Source organism: Nostoc sp. (assembly GCF_036917815.1).
Taxonomy (GTDB): Bacteria; Cyanobacteriota; Cyanobacteriia; order Cyanobacteriales; family Nostocaceae; genus Nostoc.
Genome location: NZ_JBALEK010000065.1, coordinates 211,439 through 232,098 on the forward strand (window position 1 = coordinate 211,439; position 20,660 = coordinate 232,098).

Here is a 20,660-nt window from a genome sequence, read left to right on the forward strand (position 1 = left end):
TATTATTTGGAAGTCCCATAACCCACACACAATAACCCGCAGTAATCAATATGTCTCTTATTCAAAACAAAGTGGTAATCATCACCGGAGCCAGCAGTGGTTTAGGTGAGGCGACTGCGAAGCGACTTGCTGCTAGTGGAGCAAAACTGATGCTGGCCGCCCGCCGCGAAGATCGGCTCAAAGATTTGGTTGCAGCGATCGCCAAATCAGGAGGGACTGCAACCTACCAAGTGACGGATGTAGCAGATCGCACACAGATGGAAGCCTTGGCGAAGGAAACTTTGAGTACATACAGCCGGATCGACGTATTAATTAATAATGCCGGCTTGATGCCGCTCTCTCCCCTCGACCAAGTAAAGGTGGAGGAGTGGGATCGGATGATCGATGTCAACATTAAGGGCGTTCTCTATGGGATTGCTGCTGTGTTGCCGATTATGCGTCAGCAAAAGTCTGGTCATATCATTAACCTATCGTCAGTGGCCGGACATAAGGTATTTCCGGGGTCAGCAGTCTATTGTGCTACTAAGTACGCAGTGCGAGCGATCTCTGAAGGGCTGCGACTAGAGTCAAACGGTGAAATCCGTTCGACTAATATCTCACCAGGAGCGGTTGCTACTGAGTTGACTACCACCATTACCGATAAAGACACAGCAGCAGGAATTAATCAACTTTATGCGATCGCTATTGATGCAGATGCGATTGCCCGGGCGATCGCATACACCATTGAGCAACCTGATGATGTTGATGTGAATGAAATGATCATTCGTCCGACACGTCAAGAGCTTTAGATTTAGGTGTTAGTTGACATGCTTAAGAAATCTAATGCCTATCTGTTGGGTGGTGGTATCGGCTCTTTGTCCGCCCCCGCCTTGATGATTCGCGACGGTGGACTCCCTAGCCGAAATATTTTTATTTTAGATCGGATTAATAAGTCCAGTTTTGCTTGGTCTGCAAGCTATAGGTTCCATCTTTCACATTCACCCGTTCAGGAATCAGATTTAAATCTCTAAATATATTTGCTTGATGCTGTAGGGCGTTGAGCGATTGGTCGTCAATGGGGATAATGGCGCGTTCGCCACTATGTTTCTGTAAAGTTTCTACGATGGATGGATCGATTTCATGGTGTTTTGCCAATCGTTGAACAGCTTCTAATTCCTGTCTCTTAGCCCAAGTTCCAGCTTCATTCACCTCTTCTAAAATCACCTTTAGCAGGTCGGGATAGTCGCGTACCAGCTCTGGAATCGCGTAGTAATAGGTGGGAACTTCCACGGAGGTTTTGTCACCAAATATGCTCTCTAAGTCTGTAATCGATCGCCCTGGGTAAGCGCTTCGGGCAAGGGTTGCTGTGTAGGGAACCCAAATCACCCAAGCATCGATTTCACCCCGGCGAAATAGTGGTAGCGCCTCCGGTTGTGTCAGATAAACTGGCTCGATGTCGCTAAAATTGAGGCCGACTTTTGCTAGCGATCGCACAAGTATATAATGTGCGCTTGAGCCTTTGTCAAAAGCGATCTTTTTACCCTTCAAATCGGCAAGAGTCTGAATCGGCGAATCTTCCGATACCAGAATCGCTTGACCTTTGGGAGCGGTATATTTTTCCTTAGCCACCCGTACAAATACATGATCCGCCGCTTGAGAGAAAATGCTAGCCGTACCGCCGCCGCCGCAAAAGTCAATAGTCCCATTGCTGAGTGCTTCAATCAGAGAAGAGGCTGATAAAAAACTTGTCCAAGTGACACTCAGCCCATAAGGTCGCAAACGGTTTTCCAGCAAGCCTTGAGTACGGAGAACTTCTAGATTTGTCATCCCCTCTGGATATCCGATTTTGAGTTGCTTGAGCCGCCGCGCCTGTTCCGCTAAGGGCGTGTTGCTAGATCCGCTAGAACGGTTAGAAAACCAGCGATCCAAAACTATACAGAAAATTATCCCCCCCATAAAAAGTCCCACAGTTTCCAGTAACTGGATTATTGAGCTTTTGGGTAGTTTGAACTGATTCATTAGAGAGGATATCTCATTACCAGATTCAGAAGCCGCAACAGCATGACCGTCGAAAACTACAGTCCAGATCCAAATCGAGACAAGTCCGATGCAAAATCGAACTGCAAACCTATAGGTAGCCGATCTACGAGCGGCTGATCTGAACAACCGTAAGATGTTTTGACCTGTGTATCTAGATAGGAGGTCAATCAAACGGCTAATCATAATGACTCCTTTGATAAATATAGGTGATGGACATTGCCCGATGAATTGGAGATGGGGGATAAAGTCAAAGCACCGCTTGATATTTACAAACTACCAAATTTGCTCTGAGTTACACCCAATATGCGATACTCACATTATCATATCGATATTGTGGTAATTCTCTAGAAAAGTTGAGCGATCGCTAGTTTCGATCATCAGATAGGTGTTGAGTGAGGAATGGTGATGGATTGGTTAATTGCAACAATTAAGATCGGGCTAGCTGCGGCTGTGGCAACAACATTTGATGACAATATTTATCTTACGGCCTTCTTCAGTGAGGTGAATCGAACTTTCCGTCCTCAACATGTTGTGGTTGGTGAGCTTCTAGGATTCACGGCATTAGTGATCGTAAGTTTGCTTGGTTTCTTACTGGGTCTAGCAATTCCTGAGACTTGGATTGGTCTACTAGGGATTCTGCCGATACTCATTGGCTTGAATAATTTGCTCAACCTGAATAAGGATGACTCAGCCGAAGATAAGTCAACCAATCTGAAAAGAAACTCAAAATTTCACGGATTTGATTCCAGAAAGCGATCGCTCTGGGACGTAATCCGCGATCCCCAGACTTATCGCGTCTCTGCGGTCACGATTTCCAACGGCGGTAACAATCTTGGGATCTATATCCCCCTCTTTGCCACTAGCTCAATCCAAAATCTCACTGTGATCTTACCAGTTTGCTATTTCATTGTTTTTTGCTGGCTGTTTATGTCCTATCATCTGACTCGTCTACCTGGCATCGCTTTGGTACTCAGCCGTTATGCTAGCAAGATTTTCCCCTTCGTGTTGATGTGGTTGGGTTACAGAATTCTGATGGACAGCGAATCCTATCGTCTTTTTCTACCAAAGTCTTGACCGCATCCAAAAAATTTATCAGGATTCGCGGAAAACCCCACGCTTTTAGCTTGGGGATGGATAGCGGTCTTGTTATACTGCGATCGCTTTTACTCACTTCCGATCAGCCAGAGATGTCTTCAACATAACCGATCGCGGGGAATTCTCTACGAACTGTTTGCCACATTCCTTACAGCGATAGCACTGTTTACCCCTTCGATACCCATTTTTGGATAACTCCTTCGATTGACAATGGAGACATATCATTACTTTCATTACATTACTCAACCGAGTGTCACCCATATACGGCTCTAAATATGACACCATCAAGTCCTCAATCTGGTGAGTCAACTGTTTGCGGTACTCTTGATCTGGGCTGCGAAGTGCCGCCAGCATCACCGCATTGCTACTATGCACACACACTTCTGCTAATAAACTGTAATGTTCCTCCCTCAGTGCGGGATTTCGCTGCTTTAGCATATTCGTCATGAAGTTGATCGCCTCTTGGGTCATGCTTTCATCGATCGATTGGAAAATCTCACGTGCTAGAAAAAACTGCACAAACACCACCCGCGATACTGGCTGTTCAAATAGTTTTGCAACAGTTGTTACTAGCGCATGAATCATTTGACGGAGTGGCAATTGGATAATTGTTGGGATGTCTACCTGTGCCCACATAGCCTTCACTCGCTCAACATGACGTAACTCCATCGCCTTAAAAATAGCAGCTTTGTCAGGGAAAAATTGATAGAGAGAGCCGATGGCTGTCTCTGCCTTGGCTGCAATCTGATGAGTTGTTGCTGCTTCATAGCCGATTTCATCAAATACAGCCGCCGCAGCATCTAGGATTTTTTCAACTCGTTCCTTACCTCGCTGCTGTTTGGGTTGGTGGCGCAAGCTACTTGACGAATGTGAATGTTCTGTCATATTTTATAAATGCGACAAATCTTTCACAATTTTATCTTGAGCAGAAAATTGTATGCAATCTATGCTTCCTGGAGCGCCCTGGTTGTTAGCGCACAAGTCTATGCTGGCAGTGAATCAACCGCGAAAAATTTCTTTGTATGGCGCTGACTATGTGATGTGGAAGGATACAGTTGGAGAGATCCATGCCTTACCCAACGCCTGCCCCCATCTGGGAGCGATGCTATCAGAAGGATGGTGCGAAGCCGAAAGCGATGTCTACGACGGGCTACGCCTACGCACAAGTGCCATAGTTTGTCCGTTTCATGCCCTGAAGTTTGATGGATCGGGCTGCACTGTGTTACCCGGATCAAGTAAGAAAACATTACCCCAATTGAAACCCTTAGAGCTAACAATTCAAGGCGATTTTGTCTGGTCTTATGGAGAATACGAGCCAAAGATATCCATTCCTAGCGTGCTGAATGAAATTGCCAACACTTACTACTTTGTCGGGCATACCGCAGATCGAAGTGTTGAGACAGATTTACTAACCATGCTGCTGAATATGCACGACTACAATCATCAAAACGGCACTCACCGAGAATTATTTCGGATTACCGGGGTGGAATTTCATCAATTCATTGATGATGGGCATCACTCCCAGGCGTTTTATGATATGCCCACAGCCCCTTACAGTTTAGTAGAAAAGCTCAGAAAACCGGATTTGTTTCTGCTACCCAGTACTATTAAGGCGCACCTGGAAAATCATTTTCCATCCCTGGTGATTTTTCATGGAGAAATGCCATTGGGTAAAGCGGCGCAGTGTCACATCTTTGTGCCAGAAGCTGAGAATCGGACACGAACCTACATTTTGCTATTCGGTCAAGCCAAGCATCCTGCCTTTAAGGTTTTTGGCAACACTTATCTCAAGTTTGGCAAAGTCATAGTGGATCAAGATGCGGATATTCTCGGAAAAATTTATCCAGATACACCTCAGAAAATTAAACTTAACAATGAAGTGGGTATGGATTGGGTACGACGTAATTTTGAAAGCTTCCCTAATGTAGTTTCACCTAACCTTTCAAAGTAAATTTCGGACAAACCTTCATTACCACGATAGTCGCTCATTTTAGCTATAATCATTCCCTGTACACCTTTGCAACACTGCTTGGATATCAACCGTTGCCGTTGAGTTTTGTGCTGATTCTGGGGGCGATGTGGTGTTCTAGGTTACTGCCGCCGAAAATGTGAACCTAGTGGTTGAGAGCAGTGTAAAATTTTAGTCGTAAAGGCACAGCAGGTTGATTTATTATCAGCAATTCGACAAGCTTAATATGATAACTCGATCTACCACAGACTAAGTAAGTATTAATTAGTCAAAATAGCACACACATATAAAAAAACCATGACTACTAAACCGAAGATTTTCATTGATGGGGAATCGGGAACCACAGGCTTACAAATTTACTCACGCCTCAACCAACGGGATGACATCGAGTTAGTTAGCATTGATGCATCTAAACGCAGGGATGCAACTGAGCGAGCCAAACTAATCAATAGCGTCGATGTTGTCATTCTCTGCCTACCTGATGATGCAGCCCGCGAAGCTGTGAGCTTAGTCAGTAATACTAGGGTTAAGATCCTTGATGCTAGTACAGCCCATCGCACGGACAAAGACTGGGTATATGGCTTCCCTGAACTAAATCCAGGACAGCGAGAGAAAATCGCCAGCGCCCAATTTGTCAGCAATCCGGGCTGTTACCCTACAGGATTCTTGGCTTGTATCCGTCCATTGATTGCCAAGGGACTGCTGAAGAGTAATTTTCCCATCACCGTTAACGCAGTGTCAGGTTATTCTGGTGGTGGAAAGAATCTTATTCAAGAGTACCATACCTTCCACGAGCAACAAGCTGGGGCAGAATCGCTGTACCCTTATGGCATCTACGGTTTGCAGTTTGGGCATAAGCACGTTAAGGAAATGCATCATTACTCAGGATTAGCATCGCCGCCGCTATTCGTACCAGCAGTAGGGGATTTTGAGCAGGGGATGCTAGTACAGGTGCCTTTGCCGCTAGGGATTTTAGATAATCCACCATCAGGAGAAGTTATTCATCAAGCGATCGCAAACTACTACCAAAGTGAAAAGTTCGTGCAGGTTGCTCCATATCAAGATTCTACTCTGTTGCGAGACGGAATATTTCTGGATGCGATGTCTACGACGGGCTACGCCTACGCAATCAACGGCAGCAATATTGTTCAGGTTTTTGTATTCGCCAATGACACTACCAAAGAAGTGTTGCTAGTTGCTCGTCTTGACAACCTGGGCAAAGGCGCATCAGGAGCCGCCGTCCAAAACCTAAACATCATGCTGGGTTTTCCAGAAGAATTGGGATTGTCATGAAAGAGAGTTAGGGAATGGGGAATGGGGAATGGGGAATGGGGAAGAGTTTTCCAATGCTCAATCCCCAATGCCCAATCCCCATTATGTTGATTTTTTTTCAGTTCGTTGAGCAACTGAATTACATGATGCTCAAATCCTCCATTTCGTTCTTGAACTGATTCAATCAACGATTTATCAAAAAGATTAATGACATAGTTACCTAACTCGTCGTAGTAGTCTTGAACAAGCTGCGATTTTCTCCCAAAGGGAGAGGCTAGCATCAAGGGATCTTCCCAACAGGAGCAACTCCAGGGGATTTAAACCCCGACTGAAACTGATACTACGTGTAGACATAGGGGTATTAAACCCTTTAATTTACGATCAAGTAGTTTTGATTCGGCTCATCAGTGGCGGCTAATCTATTTTACCTTAGCGCGGAAGCGGATAAAACCATAAGAATTAGCTGGTGTGCCAGAACTAGTGGCTGGGGGTAGATTGGGTAAAATCGGACTGCGTGTAATATCTACAGTTACAGCCCCATTTGTGTTAGTACCACATTGCGATGGTGTGGCTGCGTCATTAGCTGGATAAAAACGCCCGCGATCGCTATCTGCTACATTACTAAAATAGACTGTCGGTGTAGTGGAACCAACAGCTAAGGCAATACCTTGATCTGCTCCTGGTAAGCCGCCATCATTAGGAGTCATACCATTAAAAGCACTAGGAATAAAAGTAACATTACTAGGAACTAAGTCACAAATGCGGACATTAGTTGCATTAGTCAGACCATTAGAAATAAAGTATATAGTGTATTCTAATTCGTCCCCTAGTTTGACCATCCCAGCATTAATCAATCCCCGCAAGTAACCACTGGGCCATGAGTTACTGCTATCATCATCCGTGTCATGAGGAGATGCTACATAATTGGCAGCACTAGTAGAAACGTCACTGCGACCATCCACAATGTCATTTAAATCCTGGTTATTGATGCGCGTGATACGTTTAACTAAAAGTAGCTTAGGTTGGCTAACTGTAAATGGCATAGTCACAGTAGCAGGTGTGGGATCTTCTTTGCCTGCTGCATCCACACTTGCCATAGTAAATGTAACCGTTATTGCACCATCATTTGGATCTAATGTCAGCTGAGTCGGATCATAATTATTAATGACTTGGTTCGCTGTCACAGCTACGTTGTTGTAATAAAGTGTCCCATTTGTTGGCAGACTGATAATCTTGAAACTTTTGCCAGAGCTAAGATTACCATCTTCCGGGTCAGTGCCTAATAGTGCTGGTACTTGTACAGTATTGGTTCCCCCTGGATTTGTTTGTGGAGATGCAGTGACGTTGTTAGTATCGGGTAACTGGTCAATCCCAAAGTCCTTACTAGAGATGTTTGTGCCAGTATTAAAAGTAGCCGTTGTTAGAGGGCTAGTATTGACCCAGTTAGAGGGAAGGGATGGCGCAGGGGCAGTATTACCTACTGTACCAGCAGTTGTACTTAAAATAATTGTGACGTTACTTTGATTTAGGGGAACATTGGCAAAGGTGTAAGTACCATCTGCTGCGACAGGCGTTGTCACCAAAACCTTATTATTTGCATCCACCAGAATGGCATTTAACAACCCACCTGCATTAGTGCCCGTTTCCGAGCCAGTATTAATATTAGTAAAAGTATTGTTAGCGCTATTATCGGCATCATCCCAAACCTTGCCGCTCAGGAAATCATCATCATAGATTGTGTAATTGGAGACGACTGTTGGGGAACCGCCACAAGTCGTTGTTGAACTGGCGAAAAAACTAGATGAAGGTTGTATGGTGAATATGATTGTCCTCAAACCTTGAGGAATATTGTTATTAATGACAGTAAAGGGAATGGTAAAGACACTAGTGGCATCACTACCGTCATAGTTGCCCGCAGGGATAGTGATATTAAAAGTGGATGTGCCTGATGTTGTATTGTAATCTGTGCCCAAAGTCGCCGTACCACTCACAGAAATAGGAACGGAGATTCCGCCAGTTGGCACCAAACCAACAATTCTGAGTTTAGGTGGGTTGGTGGTGGGGTTAGTTTCTGATTCTGCTGCACCACCTGAACTTGCTGTAAACTCGACCACCGGTTTACCGGCAAATTGCACTTCATCAAGGAAGTTACCTATAGTATTGTTCCCGCCAGCTGTGGAAACAGCCGCAAATCCGACAGGTTGATTCGCAGAAGCACCAGTGTAAGGCACTGTGCCAGTGTATCGTACCCAGCCATTTCCTGCATTATTGTTAGTTACAGTAGGAATAGTTGCACCATTCTGTGCTACGGGTTGTGCCGTAACTGTTCCATCACTAGTTGTTGAGAATGTGCCAAAAATAGTTGATGTTGAACTAGTATTTAGTCCAATTAAAAAATTGGCCACATCAGGAATAGTTGGACTTGACCGTCCACGATGTAAAAAAGAGAAGGTAATCGTCTCATCTTTTATTAGGCATATATTCTGATACAACTCAGAAGCTTGTTCGGCATTTAACTCCGCAAATTGATTCCCTGCATTGGTTGCTGTACTGACACCATTAAATCCTGTAGTCCAAATCTCAATGAGCGGTACTTTACCTGGAGATACATAACTAGTGCAGTTACCTGTTCCCGTTACTACTGATCCATGAGTTGTACTCCAACCAGGGATAAGGCTTTGATCCACTTGAACGTAACATGAAGTACCAAATACAGGTTCCTCAAAGCCGGGATTCAGGAACGATCGCTGGATGAATTGAGCTTGTACTAATGTAGGTTGAAGTACTAATGTCGCACTCATCAGCCCCCAGCCCAACGCCTGAAAATTTTGCCTTAAGTTTTTCATTAGTAAATCACCATAAAATAACCTTTAAAAGATGCTGATTACCATAACCCTAATCATTAATGAGAGCTGACTCACCTCAAATAAATCTCCAGTCTTTAGCTTGCCCAAAATCCTAGATAATCTCCCATCTGCATTCAGATTTTCTGTGGCGATCGCTTTTAAATAGTTCAGGACTTACGCAAACAATAGCCCAAACCCTGATTTTTAGGTAGGGGCAATTCATGAATTGCCCCTACCGCGTGTAGTTTTGCGTAAGTCCTATAGTTAAACAAAGATTTCATTTTAAAAACAATAATCTTAATAATCAAAATTAAGAAATCCTGGGTTAAAAATTGACGTTTTATAGAGATGCGAAATTTCGCGTCTTTACAAATAACCGTTTTATATTTCACGGCTTTGCCCCTTCATTGCAGCCTTGAGTTTACTCACCAAAGCTTTCATTGCAGATTCCTGTTGCTGACGGGGAGCAATCTTTTGCTGTCCAAAGCCATCAAATAATTCGTTGATCTTGACTGTTATACCCAGATATCCTCCGCCTGCGGAACGTGTTCCTGAAAAATCCCGATCATCAACTTTACCAAAAACATATCCAGCCGAAAGGCGCAGGTTAGGCGTGAGGTAGTAGCCTGTTTCAACAACAAAGCCTGTCTCACTGTAGCTAGACTGACTAATTAAACGAGCCTCACCCACTAAATCCCAGCTATATCCCAAACGATAGGTAGCACGTAATTGGGCAAGATTTACTGTGCTAGTACCAGCTAAATCGCTAGCTATGTAAGAGGTGCTGTTACGTAAGGCACACTTACCGTAGAATTCCCATTGCCAGTTAGGAGCGTAAATCGCTTCTAAAGCAAAGGTATGGTCTTCGGAACCCGTGCCACTTCCTAACAGGATGGTGTCAGGGATAGTTGAAGGATTTTGGCGATATTCATAACGCAATAAAGCATTAAATTTATCGTTATTGGGGTCACGGTAGGCTAAACCCAACTTTAAGGTAGCTGTATCCCCCAGTCCTAAAAGCTTTTGATTGGAAGAACCAGCTTGTTGATAACGTACCAAGGCTGTGAGAGATCGAGAAATTTTACCCGCAGCACCAGCGGTAATTACTGTATTGCTACCACCAGAAGAGGAACGATGTTCATAACGGGCGCTGGCTTGGAACTGGGGATGATCACTGTATTCCAGCCCAATGCTGTAACTATCGCCACCATCAAATCCGATCGCTGATGCTGCTTGACCATAGGCGTAGGGTTGGGCATATTGTTGACCCGCCGCAGTTTGTCCGAAGAAGTTGCCAAATACGTGTTCGTAAGCTAAGTTTAGCCGCAATCCATGAGCAATAGTCCAACGGTTATTTAGACCAATCGCCCCTTGGGTAGTCATTTCGTTAGCACCACCCAAAATTGAGTAACGACCGGTCAAGGTAGTATCCGATCCGAGTTTGCGTTCACCGTTGACACTCAAACTGGTGATGGAATTACCCGAATATTGACCACTACTATAAAACTGTTGAGCTAGACTGAGGCTGACACCAGGAATTACTGCCCAATTCAGACCTAAGATGGTGCGATCTGGGTAAATAGGATCTTTTTGGGAAGATAAACTTAGTTCATTTTGGGCTTGGAAAGTCAGGTTTTTAGCTAGAGGAATGGAAAAACGCGATCGCAATTGATCGGAATTACTACTTAAGGCGCTGTCGGGGATGCGGTCTTCCCGATGGCGATGAATCCAATCCACATCCAGAGTAGCTTTACCCAAACGTTGTTGAATCCCGGCAGAAATCGTCGTTAGCGAATTATCAACTTTGCTCCCAGGTGTGGCCTCAGAACTGGGTGTAAACAGTTCTTCAAAAGTGTCTAGCGGTTGGGGAGCAATCCCAAAATTGTCTTCGTGATCGTATTGCGCTCTGACATTGGTACTTGAGGTGAGTTTAGCTGTAACCTGCGCTCCATAGCGGGTTTGTCCGGGGACAAAGCTGATAGTGGCATTATTGGCAAAACCTGTATCAGCAAAGCGATAATAGGCATTACCTTGAATCCCATTGGCAATTTGTCCGTCAGCTTCCAAGCGATACGCATCACCCCTGACCTTTCCCACAACATCAGAATCATTACTGGAATGGGCATATTCTGCGATTAACTTCCTCTTGTCACCCAAAGCAATCAGCGCATCTGCACCGTAGAGTTGAAAGTCACGCACGCCGTGATTTTCTTGAACGTAAGTTGCTCCTATCCAACTTTCGGAGTTAAGTTTGCGGGAAAGGTTATATTGCAAACGACCAGCATAGATATTGCTATCAGAGTTTTGGTCGTCGTATTGGTAGGTAACAACAATCCGGCGTACCAACACTTGTCCAGTTTGATCGATATCGGTGCGAAGAATTGGTTCGCGGAATAATAATGTACCGCGATCGTAGTCGATTTCGTAGTCTGGGCCTCGGTTAAGCTGTTTGCTTTCTAGTACAGTTCCAGGACGATTGAGTTCTTCTAACTCGATAAAGACGTTTTCACTACCTGCTTGTAATAGTCTGCGAGATAGGAAGTAATAGCCACTAGTGCCATCGGGAGCAATGGTATCCCGTTGAAATCCTTCTAAGTTATTGCCATAGAAACCTGTAATTTGTAGCTTTCCTAAGTTGTAGTTAGCTTTAAAACCGTGGAGTTGACGGGTGATGGAAGTAAATTGCTGCGATCGCCGAGCAAATTCTTCTGTGTTATAGTCACCCCACATGGCATAATCAGGATCGGAGCCGGGGATACGAGCTGAACGCTCAAAACGCAGATATACGCTGTCAATGGAAGGAGCAAGAACATCGACTTTCGAGCTATCGCCGTAGACAGGATAGTTTTGCTCACTGAATTGGTAAGTTCTAAACAGGCGATTATTGCAGTCGCAATCTTCATTGAGGTTACGAGAACTGTTATATGCGCCTGTAAATAACCATTCTCCGATGGCACCAGTGGCAAATATTGCTGAATGGAAATCTAATTGCGTTCCGTTGTCTTTGTCAGGAGGGAGGAAATCACGGAAACTGCCGTAATAATCTGTACCTCTAGCGCCCAAACGTAAATCTATGACCCCTGTCACTAAACTCGGACGCAGTGCTGTTTCAAATTGCAGTTGAGTAAAAGCTTCTAAATCATTAGTTATGGCACGAATTGTGACAGTTTGGGCTTTGAGTTGCGATCGCAACTTAGCTGTAAATTGTCCCCCTTTCGCCTCCACTTGAAATCCAGGTTGATCGGGTTTAAAGTCTTTCCCCACAAATTCCCCAGCACTGGGTATCAAAGTGACAACAGCATCGCGGTTAGATCGATTACCACTAGCATCGATCAATTGACCCCGGATTGTCGCCGTAGAACGTCCATCTGCTGGAATACGTGACTCAACTGTTTCTATGGTTATTTTCTGCGGCGCTCCCCGGACTGCAACTTGCACCGTTACAGGCGGTTGTGTTCCACCAACGACTTGTGCAGAGATGGTGTTTGCACCTTCTTTTAACGAGACACCATACCATGTCTGCGTTACTAATTTGGTAGTGCTATCAGTTTCCGTTCGTCCAATCAAGGAAGAATCTACCAACGCCCCATTGACTCGCAATTCCATCTGACTACCAACGGGAAATTGCACAACCACCGTAGTAGCTTGTACATCTACAACACTTTCAGCCGTTGGAGTCAAGATTTTGATTGCTGTAGAGATGGGGAGAGTGGGGGACGCGGGAAGATTTTTATTCACCCCTTGTCCCCGCGTCCCCGCGTCCTCTACTCCGGCAATTTTGCGTAAGCCTCTAGGCAAACCTACCGAAGTTGCTGGTTGAAATGTTTGTATTTCCGTTGAAGAAGCTTGAAACTGTATCTTGGTGTCTTTGCGTCCCTCGTTGTTGTCCTCTATTTCAGCAATTTTGCGTAAGCCTCTGGGCAAACTTACCGAAGTTGCTGGTTGAAATAGTTGTATTTCCGTTTCGCTTGGCTGGACATCTGGAATTGAAGTATCAGTCGTTGGTGCCGGAGAAGTGGAAGGAAACTCAATAGGTACAGACTCCTGCTTGGAACTTCCCAAAAGATGGGGAGAATTTGAATCCATACTTTCTTCAGCAACTTGATTCTGATCCCCTTGATCTTCCACTTCAACACTTTTGTCTGCTTGCGAAGGAGAGTTGGGGAAAAAGAGGTTTTCATTAGTGATTTCTGCTTTGACTATGGCAGGATACAAAACAAGACTGAGAGCTACCGGCATCGCCCCCATCAATTTCAGGTTAAATATAGTTGTATGGTGTAGCCTGGGTTTCATTTCTTGACCGGCTCCTGAAATGTGGGGGTGACAGCGAAGTTCATGCGTACCAAACCACCAGGCTCTAAACGCACCAAGCGAGATTGGCTATTTCGTTCGCGGAATTTTTCGTTATGAGCTAGGGTGTAACCGGGTACGCTGCTAAGGTCTAATACCCCTGTGTGGTATCCAGGTAAGACATTACCTAAGGAGAACAAACCATTGGGATCTGTAGTGATGCGGTTTCCATCCTCCAGAAAAATCACTGCATTTGGTATTCCCGGCTCACCAGGCTGCTGTTCACCATCAAAGTTTTTATCAACAAACACACGACCGATAATCGTGCCACAATCAGAAACGATTCCTGGACTAATTTTCAACTGATAGGTTGCTGGGCCATCCTTGACGCTAAAACGGTTATCAGCTCGTTGGGCATTAACGATCGCACTATTACGGCCGTTACCACGCACCGCATCGGCTGTTAATTGAGCCGCGTAAGCAATATTCAGGACTTTCTCGCTGGCAATCGTTGCGTCTGTGCGGAATGTCACCGTGTTTCCATTGCGTTCTGAGGCGATCGTGACTGGTTGACCATCCAGTTCTCCCCGCACAGATTTCGGCAAGAATTGGAATCCTAAAGGTAGGTTGTCGGTGACAAATATATTATTCAAAGCAGCGTCAGCAAGGTTTTTTACCGACAGACGGTAGATTACCGTATCTCCAGGTTCAGCCGCAGCGCGATCGCCTGTTTTGATAATCTGCAACTGATTGGCTTGACACAAATTTGTGGTGAATTCAAAGGCTAATAAATTCAGTCCTACTGTTTCTGTATTGGGAACTAAAACAACTGTTTGCTCTACCCTGGTTTCGCCTGTAAGACTTATTGGTTGACCATCCAGAGAACTAGCCACGTATTGCACGATATTATTACCTGGTGTGCCAGTGCTAGCAATAATTTGAATCTTGATGCGCCGTTGTTTGTAGATAGAATTTGGTGGTGGATTAACTACAAAAATATAGGTTCTACCTATATTAGTTTGACCCTTATTCGGATCGAGTAGGAAATTGTAAGTACCCGCAGGGTTATTCGTCACGAAATAGGGGTTACTATTCTCAGTATTTGGCGATTTACCGCCAGGAACGTTGTTATTAGGAATATCTGGGAACTCTGTTCTGGTCAAAGCAAGCAAGCTGCCCAATTCTGTTCCTGTTGGATCGCTAGGGTTAGGTTCATATACCCCAACAGAAAAACCTGTATAGTCAGGTAAAATTGTCCCAGCACAACCTAAAATCCTTCCCAATGGGTCAACTAATGGCGTAGGACTAACATTCAGCTGACTAGAAGTTCCTTCATATTTATAATTACTAGTAGAATCTGTATAAGTATAAGTAGCTTGATTTGTTAATGGCACAGACGCTACCAGATTGTTAGTCTGTTGTGCCATCACTGGTATACTTATAGTACTATGCAAAAAACTTCCCAGGAGAAAAGTTGTTGTTAACCGTCGCCACCAGTTATTGCTAGAAGTAATTTGCTTTTGGTTTTGAGGATGGTTCACTGAACATACCTCCTCTGAGATCCCAAGATTGTTATTAATAAAAACACTGATTTATTAGTGAAAATCTAAATTATTAAATGGTATTTACTGCAAGTTAACTGCTACAGTAATTCGATTTAATTGGTGAAACCTTGCGTGAAAGTTGTTCTTGATCATTTACAATTACAAATAACCAATTGGACTTTGGACAACCCCAATTTCAATCAGCGCACTTGGGTTTGATAAGTCGCCTTGACTGTTGTCTTGGCTGCAACTGACGGAATCTGTAAACGGATGTTGGTATAAGCAATGGCTGGCGCTGGTTTAGTTTCCACTTTGCCGTCAGCAAGAGTAACTTTAACAGTGGGATTTTCGACAAAGCTGCCCCCACCATCAATGCTGTAAGTAACTCTTGCATTATTAGTTGCATTCACAGACTTAAGTACGTATACCATTCCTTTGGGAATAGGTTGATTAAGAGTCAAATTTTTCACTGGGCGATCGCTCTTATTTTCACCAGTTAAGGTATATCGCAACACATCTCCTGGTCGCACCACAACTTGACCTTTCAAAGGTTCCCATTTCTGACTTTGCTTACCTTGCTGATCCTGTGCCACCACTTGCTTTTCTGCTTCTAAGCGCAATTGAATTTGCCCTTTAGTTTGGACATTTTGAGCAACGGCACTTGTAGAATGCCATAGAGAAGCCACTCCCGGCACTTGACTGACAAATGGAACTGTAGCAATGAGTGCGATGGCTCCTAAACCTGCAATAGAAAGGCGCTTCATATCAATAACCTCAAAAAACTTCCAGAATGTTGATTGTTCACTTATCTTTCCCTGCTTTTGCTAAGAAAGAGTCACTCCCCTCTTTGCTTCCTGTTTAGCAGGGTGGTTTCATACAAGTAGAGAAAAACTCAAACTGGGTTTCCAAGCCTCTCCCGCACGGGGAAGAGGCTTGGAGAAGGATAAAAGCCTGTTCACAAAACGAGAAATTAAGACTCATGTCTTTTTCTTTTTAGTTCACCTTGCGTTGAAAGTTAAATGTTCTTTGAATACCCGGTGCAACCTGTCCAGTCACAGCATCTAAATACTTTGTGACATCAGTATTTACAGTAGTTCCAGTTTGGTCATTACCAGGGTTAGTAGCTGGATTACCACTGAAGAACTGGATAGTTGAAGCCCCAGAATCCTTCGCTGAACCGACAATGTTACTGGTATCAATTTGAGTGTTATTATCGTTGTCTAGCGCCCAGTTGTTGGGGCTTTGTGTACCATCTTCAGTAATCACAATCTTGTCAGCATTCAGAATTACATTTCCGGTTCCCACTTGAGGAGCAGAAATATTTTTGTAAGTAATTTGATACTCAATAATGTTGCCTGGGGCGGGTTTTTTCGGTGTAACACTAAATGTGCCATCAGCACTATTTGATAGTGCTGGCCCACTTCCTTGTAAAACCCGTGACTCTTTCACCAATTGCAAGAAGCCAGTGTATACACGGTCAATGCTGATGTTAGTAGCTGTGTCATCAGGCAAGCCATTATTGTTTGTATCAATAAAAGCCGTAACCGGTGTGGGGAAACCGCGTTGGATGGTTGTGATAGCTGCACCTTGAGCATTAGTATCAGTTGAGAGTGGCGTATTAGCAGGCAGGTCAACGCTTACACCATAGTTAGCTTTACCACCATTGGCTGCAACTGCATCAATTCGCACTGGATTAGTGGCACTAATTGGGTTGCCATTGACTAGACCACTTCCTGTCTGGAAAATAAAGTTTGCGCCATCGTACTTATAAGTAGCTGATAAACCTTGATAAGATACCGTCACCACTGTATCCTTAGGCAAATCACCTGGTGTTGCTGGTGGTGTAGGTATGAGAGAAATATTGGCAGGAGATGTACCAGTATTCTGAACCGTGTTAGTAAAGGATACCGCAGCTGGATCAACCTTTGAGCCAGGAGCAGCATTGGGTGAAATTAGTGCTGATTTATTAGTGAAGTCATCATTGTTGTCGGTGGGTCCAACGGCATCAGGCACTCCGTTTGGTCCATTCAAGACAGAGCTGGCACCAGGTACTGAAAGGGTAGTTACGTTTAAAGCCCCTGTGGTACTATTAGTACCAGTGTTATTATTTTGTGTGTCTGTCGTCGGACTAGTAATACCAGGATCTTGTGTAGTAGGAAAGACTTTATTAACAGAGTCGTAGTTATCTGGATTTTGGTCTCCTGAGTTGTCATAGATTTTAGTTGTGTCTCCAGCAGTTGTACCGGCCACCTGAGCAATGTTGTTAATGGTTACTGGACCATTTCCAGACGCACCAGTAGTCTGAACTTGGATACTAAAACCGGTAACGGTTGTCCCAGGAGCAACTGAAGGAACAAGGGTAGTATCGTTAATGAAACCGACCCTTGTAATTAAATTCAAGGCTGGTTGGGTAGTTGTCCATGTAGCTGCTTCAGCTTTTGTACCAGTAGAAGTGGTGGTGTAAACTACTTTCCAACCCGAAGGAGCAATTGGAATGCTCTTCAGCACTGTATTTACAGGAATCGCATCAGAAACTAAGATATGGGGGGATGAAGACTGAAAATCAACAGTGATATTTGTACCAGCCAAAGCTGCGGGGGTAATACCACTACTAGTGACATCGTTACTCTCAACCCGCAAGCTCAAACCATAAGTTAGCAAGTCATCAGTCAGGGGAGTAGAAGTGCCAGCATTATCATAGGCTGTCTTAGTTTTGAGGATAGTTGCTAAGGCGCGACTGTTAGCAGTATTTCCTACTTGAATCTGCTGAGTAGCACTGGCTTCTCTCACACCATTAACTGGCGATCCTGCTGAATTGTAATTATCTACAGTGAAAACGTCGCCACCATCAGCAATCCGGGGTTGGTTTTGAGCATCACCAGGAGTTTGTCCTAGTCTGACAGTGATAGTATCGCCTGATTGAGCGCCAGCTTGCACGGTGACTGGTACACGCACTAAGACATTACCATTAACTGGGACTGCGGCTGTAGTTAGTCCACCAGCAGGGATATTTGTCCAGGTTGCACCGCCATCAGTACTGTATTGTAAGTTACCAGATGTGCCACCAGGTAGTGTCCCAGAAACTGTAGCTGGGCCTGTTGTTGTCGCTAAGTTAGGAATCTGGAATTTGGTGAGGTCGTTACCGACGTTGGTTACAGTGTAAGTGTAAACCAGTGTATCACCAGCCTTAGTACTACCACCTGGGGTAGTTTGATTGGCAATCCCAGAACCTGTAACAGTAATACCAGCCACCTCTGCTACGCTCACGGTGACAGTGTTAGATGTGGAATTGATGGGACTCCCTGGCGCGTTGGGATCTTCGTAGGTTGCTGTCGCGGTGTTACTAATAGATGTACCGGCAGTAGTTCCGTCAGCTAATACAGGTGCAATAAATTGGAAAAGGCTACCAGTTAACAATGCTGTCGCTACTAGAGATTCGTAAAGCTGACGCTGCTTGTTGACAGATTTGTTTCCGTTTAACATAGAAGTAGTTTGTTTATTTGCTGAACTTGTATCTGGGATTTTGAGACAGGACAAAGTTTGGCAATTCCTTAAGAATTACCGATTATAATTACCGAAAAGGTTAGTGTTTCGGGGAGCGGATAGTATATTTGATCTGTTAAATTATCGAAACAGAATTCTTCTTCAAGAAATTGCTCTACGTTTAACCTTGAGACTCAAGATTGACATTGCAAATATCTGTAACTGCTGACTGATTGTGTTTTGCTAAATTTTCTATACAATTAGCAATGTAACTTTTACAGCCAAAAAAATCTTCCGTATAAATAAGTAACTTCCATAGCTGTGAATAAATGTATCAAAGCTTAAAAATTAACTTTATTTTGGCAACACACATAGCTTAAATCAGATGCAAAAAATACTAAAACCTATAGATGAAGATATTTCCAGGTATTTGCTCTCATCTATGCATACTATCTTGTGGAATCATTTAGATCAAAAAAGATCAGATTAACTAAGTGATCTAGATCACTCAAAAGTGACGATGATTTCAAAATATGCAATTTAATCATAGAATTAATGCAATTCACTCATCAAGCCTATCAGTATTAAAACTGAGTAAGAGGAGATGCTATCTTGCTATTTGTAACATGAGCATTTTGAGTGTAACTACTAGATATAGTGATTACTGACATCAAATTTTTACAATAATTATTACTTTAAATACTAAACATACCCGACTATTTTTGTCGGGTATGTTTGACTGGTATTTTTGCTCGTGTTAGTATCAAGCCACAGTGACAGACAAACAGGGAAAGCTAGTTTATGACTCAGGCAATCACAACCCAAACCCAAACCAGCACTGCCTACTTTCAAGCCTTGAAGTGTAAGGAATGTGGTGCGGAATATGAACTCAAGGCCAGTAATGTTTGTGAATTATGTTTTGGACCGTTAGAAGTCAAGTATGACTACAACGCCTTACGCCTGACTGTCACTCGTGAAACAATTCAAGCTGGTCCCAATTCCATTTGGCGCTACCGTCCCTTTTTGCCCGTCGCCACTGACAACGTTATAGATGTGGGAACGGGTATGACTCCCTTGGTTCGTTCCCACCGTCTTGCCCGTCGCCTGGGTCTAAATAAGCTTTATATAAAAAATGATGCCGTGAATATGCCCACCCTGAGCTTTAAGGATCGGGTGGTGTCAGTTGCTTTATCGAGAGCGCGAGAGTTAGGTTTCACTACTGTTTCTTGCGCTAGCACTGGTAATTTGGCAAATTCTACAGCTGCGATCGCAGCTCACGCAGGTTTAGACTGCTGTGTATTCATCCCCGCAGATTTAGAAGCCGGTAAAATTATTGGTAGTCTGATCTACAGTCCCACCCTGATGGCCGTCAAGGGCAACTACGATCAAGTAAATCGTCTCTGTTCGGAAGTTGCGAATACATACGGCTGGGGTTTTGTCAATATTAATCTGCGTCCTTACTACTCTGAAGGTTCTAAGACCTTAGGTTTTGAAGTTGCGGAACAACTAGGCTGGGAACTACCCGATCATGTTGTTGCTCCTTTGGCATCTGGTTCACTATTTACAAAAATTTATAAAGGGTTCCAAGAATTTGTCGAAGTTGGTTTGGTAAAAAACAAGAGCGTTCGTTTTAGCGGCGCTCAAGCTGAAGGTTGTTCACCCATCGCCCAAGCTTTCAAAGAAGGACGCGACTTTATTAAACCAGTTAAACCGAATACAATTGCGAAATCGCTGGCGATTGGTAATCCAGCAGATGGGATTTATGCTGTGGAGTTAGCTCAGAAGACTGGTGGTAACATTGAATCAGTCAATGATGCCGAAATTATTGATGGCATCAAGCTACTGGCAGAAACCGAAGGCATCTTCACAGAGACGGCTGGTGGTACAACCGTTGCCGTGCTGAAAAAACTGGTAGAAGCTGGCAAAATTGATCCAGATGAAACTACCGTGATTTATATCACTGGCAATGGTTTGAAAACCCAAGAAGCAATCCAAGGCTACGTTGGCGAACCCTTGACTATTGATGCCAAACTCGATAGTTTTGAACGTGCCCTAGAGCGATCGCGTACTCTGGAACGCTTGGAATGGCAACAAGTCCTCGTTTAGTTATGAGTTATGAGTTATGAGTTTTTTTTATTCCTA

The 20,660-nt window shown here is 44.0% G+C and carries 13 protein-coding genes; 6 read left to right on the top strand and 7 right to left on the bottom strand.

The window, feature by feature from the left end; genetic code table 11:
- The first annotated feature begins 50 nt into the window (after nt 1-50).
- Together V7K97_RS20940 and V7K97_RS20945 are read left to right on the top strand one after the other, a co-directional pair.
- The gene (locus V7K97_RS20940) at nt 51-788 is read left to right on the top strand and encodes an SDR family oxidoreductase (protein WP_334802921.1); all 738 of its coding nucleotides are present in this window, start codon (nt 51-53) and stop codon (nt 786-788) included.
- An 18-nt stretch (nt 789-806) separates the two neighbouring features.
- On the top strand, nt 807-1,010 hold the full coding sequence (locus tag V7K97_RS20945) for an oleate hydratase (RefSeq protein WP_334802922.1): 204 nt from the start codon (nt 807-809) through the stop codon (nt 1,008-1,010).
- On the opposite strand, the gene V7K97_RS20950 is transcribed toward V7K97_RS20945, so the two are convergent.
- Nucleotides 925-2,202: an aliphatic sulfonate ABC transporter substrate-binding protein gene (locus V7K97_RS20950; RefSeq protein ID WP_334802923.1), complete on the bottom strand. Its 1,278-nt coding sequence runs from the start codon at nt 2,200-2,202 to the stop codon at nt 925-927. The genes V7K97_RS20945 and V7K97_RS20950 overlap by 86 nt on opposite strands.
- Before the next feature lie 222 nt (nt 2,203-2,424).
- Here V7K97_RS20950 and V7K97_RS20955 point away from each other — a divergent pair, with 222 nt between their 5' ends.
- Nucleotides 2,425-3,093, top strand: coding sequence for a cadmium resistance transporter (locus V7K97_RS20955; RefSeq protein WP_334802924.1), 669 nt, complete (start codon nt 2,425-2,427; stop codon nt 3,091-3,093).
- A 93-nt stretch (nt 3,094-3,186) separates the two neighbouring features.
- Here the strand turns inward: V7K97_RS20955 and V7K97_RS20965 are convergent, their stop codons facing one another.
- A complete protein-coding gene (locus V7K97_RS20965) occupies nt 3,187-3,999 on the bottom strand; it encodes a TetR family transcriptional regulator (protein WP_442936920.1) in 813 nt (270 codons plus the stop codon).
- 61 nt (nt 4,000-4,060) lie between these two features.
- Here V7K97_RS20965 and V7K97_RS20970 point away from each other — a divergent pair, with 61 nt between their 5' ends.
- Both V7K97_RS20970 and argC read left to right on the top strand, forming a co-directional pair.
- Nucleotides 4,061-5,065, top strand: a complete 1,005-nt coding sequence (locus V7K97_RS20970) for a Rieske 2Fe-2S domain-containing protein (RefSeq protein ID WP_334802986.1) — start codon at nt 4,061-4,063, stop codon at nt 5,063-5,065.
- A gap of 315 nt (nt 5,066-5,380) precedes the next feature.
- A complete protein-coding gene (gene argC, locus V7K97_RS20975; protein ID WP_334802925.1) occupies nt 5,381-6,376 on the top strand; it encodes an N-acetyl-gamma-glutamyl-phosphate reductase in 996 nt (331 codons plus the stop codon).
- 398 nt (nt 6,377-6,774) lie between these two features.
- Here argC and V7K97_RS20980 read toward each other — a convergent pair whose 3' ends face one another.
- The 5 genes from V7K97_RS20980 to V7K97_RS21000 form a co-directional block, all read right to left on the bottom strand.
- On the bottom strand, nt 6,775-9,201 hold the full coding sequence (locus tag V7K97_RS20980) for a hypothetical protein (RefSeq protein ID WP_334802926.1): 2,427 nt from the start codon (nt 9,199-9,201) through the stop codon (nt 6,775-6,777).
- Nucleotides 9,202-9,582: 381 nt separating this feature from the next.
- Nucleotides 9,583-13,494 carry an Ig-like domain-containing protein gene (locus tag V7K97_RS20985; protein WP_334802927.1) on the bottom strand — a complete coding sequence of 1,304 codons (3,912 nt, stop codon included), beginning with the start codon at nt 13,492-13,494 and terminating at the stop codon, nt 9,583-9,585.
- A complete protein-coding gene (locus V7K97_RS20990; protein ID WP_334802987.1) occupies nt 13,491-14,918 on the bottom strand; it encodes a hypothetical protein in 1,428 nt (475 codons plus the stop codon). Before V7K97_RS20990 ends, V7K97_RS20985 begins: the two co-directional genes overlap by 4 nt.
- 317 nt (nt 14,919-15,235) lie before the next feature.
- Nucleotides 15,236-15,799, bottom strand: coding sequence for a hypothetical protein (locus tag V7K97_RS20995; RefSeq protein ID WP_334802928.1), 564 nt, complete (start codon nt 15,797-15,799; stop codon nt 15,236-15,238).
- Between the two features lie 229 nt (nt 15,800-16,028).
- Complete coding sequence (locus V7K97_RS21000) at nt 16,029-18,518, bottom strand: beta strand repeat-containing protein (protein ID WP_334802929.1); 2,490 nt, start codon at nt 18,516-18,518, stop codon at nt 16,029-16,031.
- An 801-nt stretch (nt 18,519-19,319) separates the two neighbouring features.
- Between V7K97_RS21000 and thrC the strand changes: the two genes are divergently transcribed.
- The gene (gene thrC, locus V7K97_RS21005) at nt 19,320-20,624 is read left to right on the top strand and encodes a threonine synthase (RefSeq protein WP_334802930.1); all 1,305 of its coding nucleotides are present in this window, start codon (nt 19,320-19,322) and stop codon (nt 20,622-20,624) included.
- The last annotated feature ends 36 nt before the right edge of the window (nt 20,625-20,660 follow it).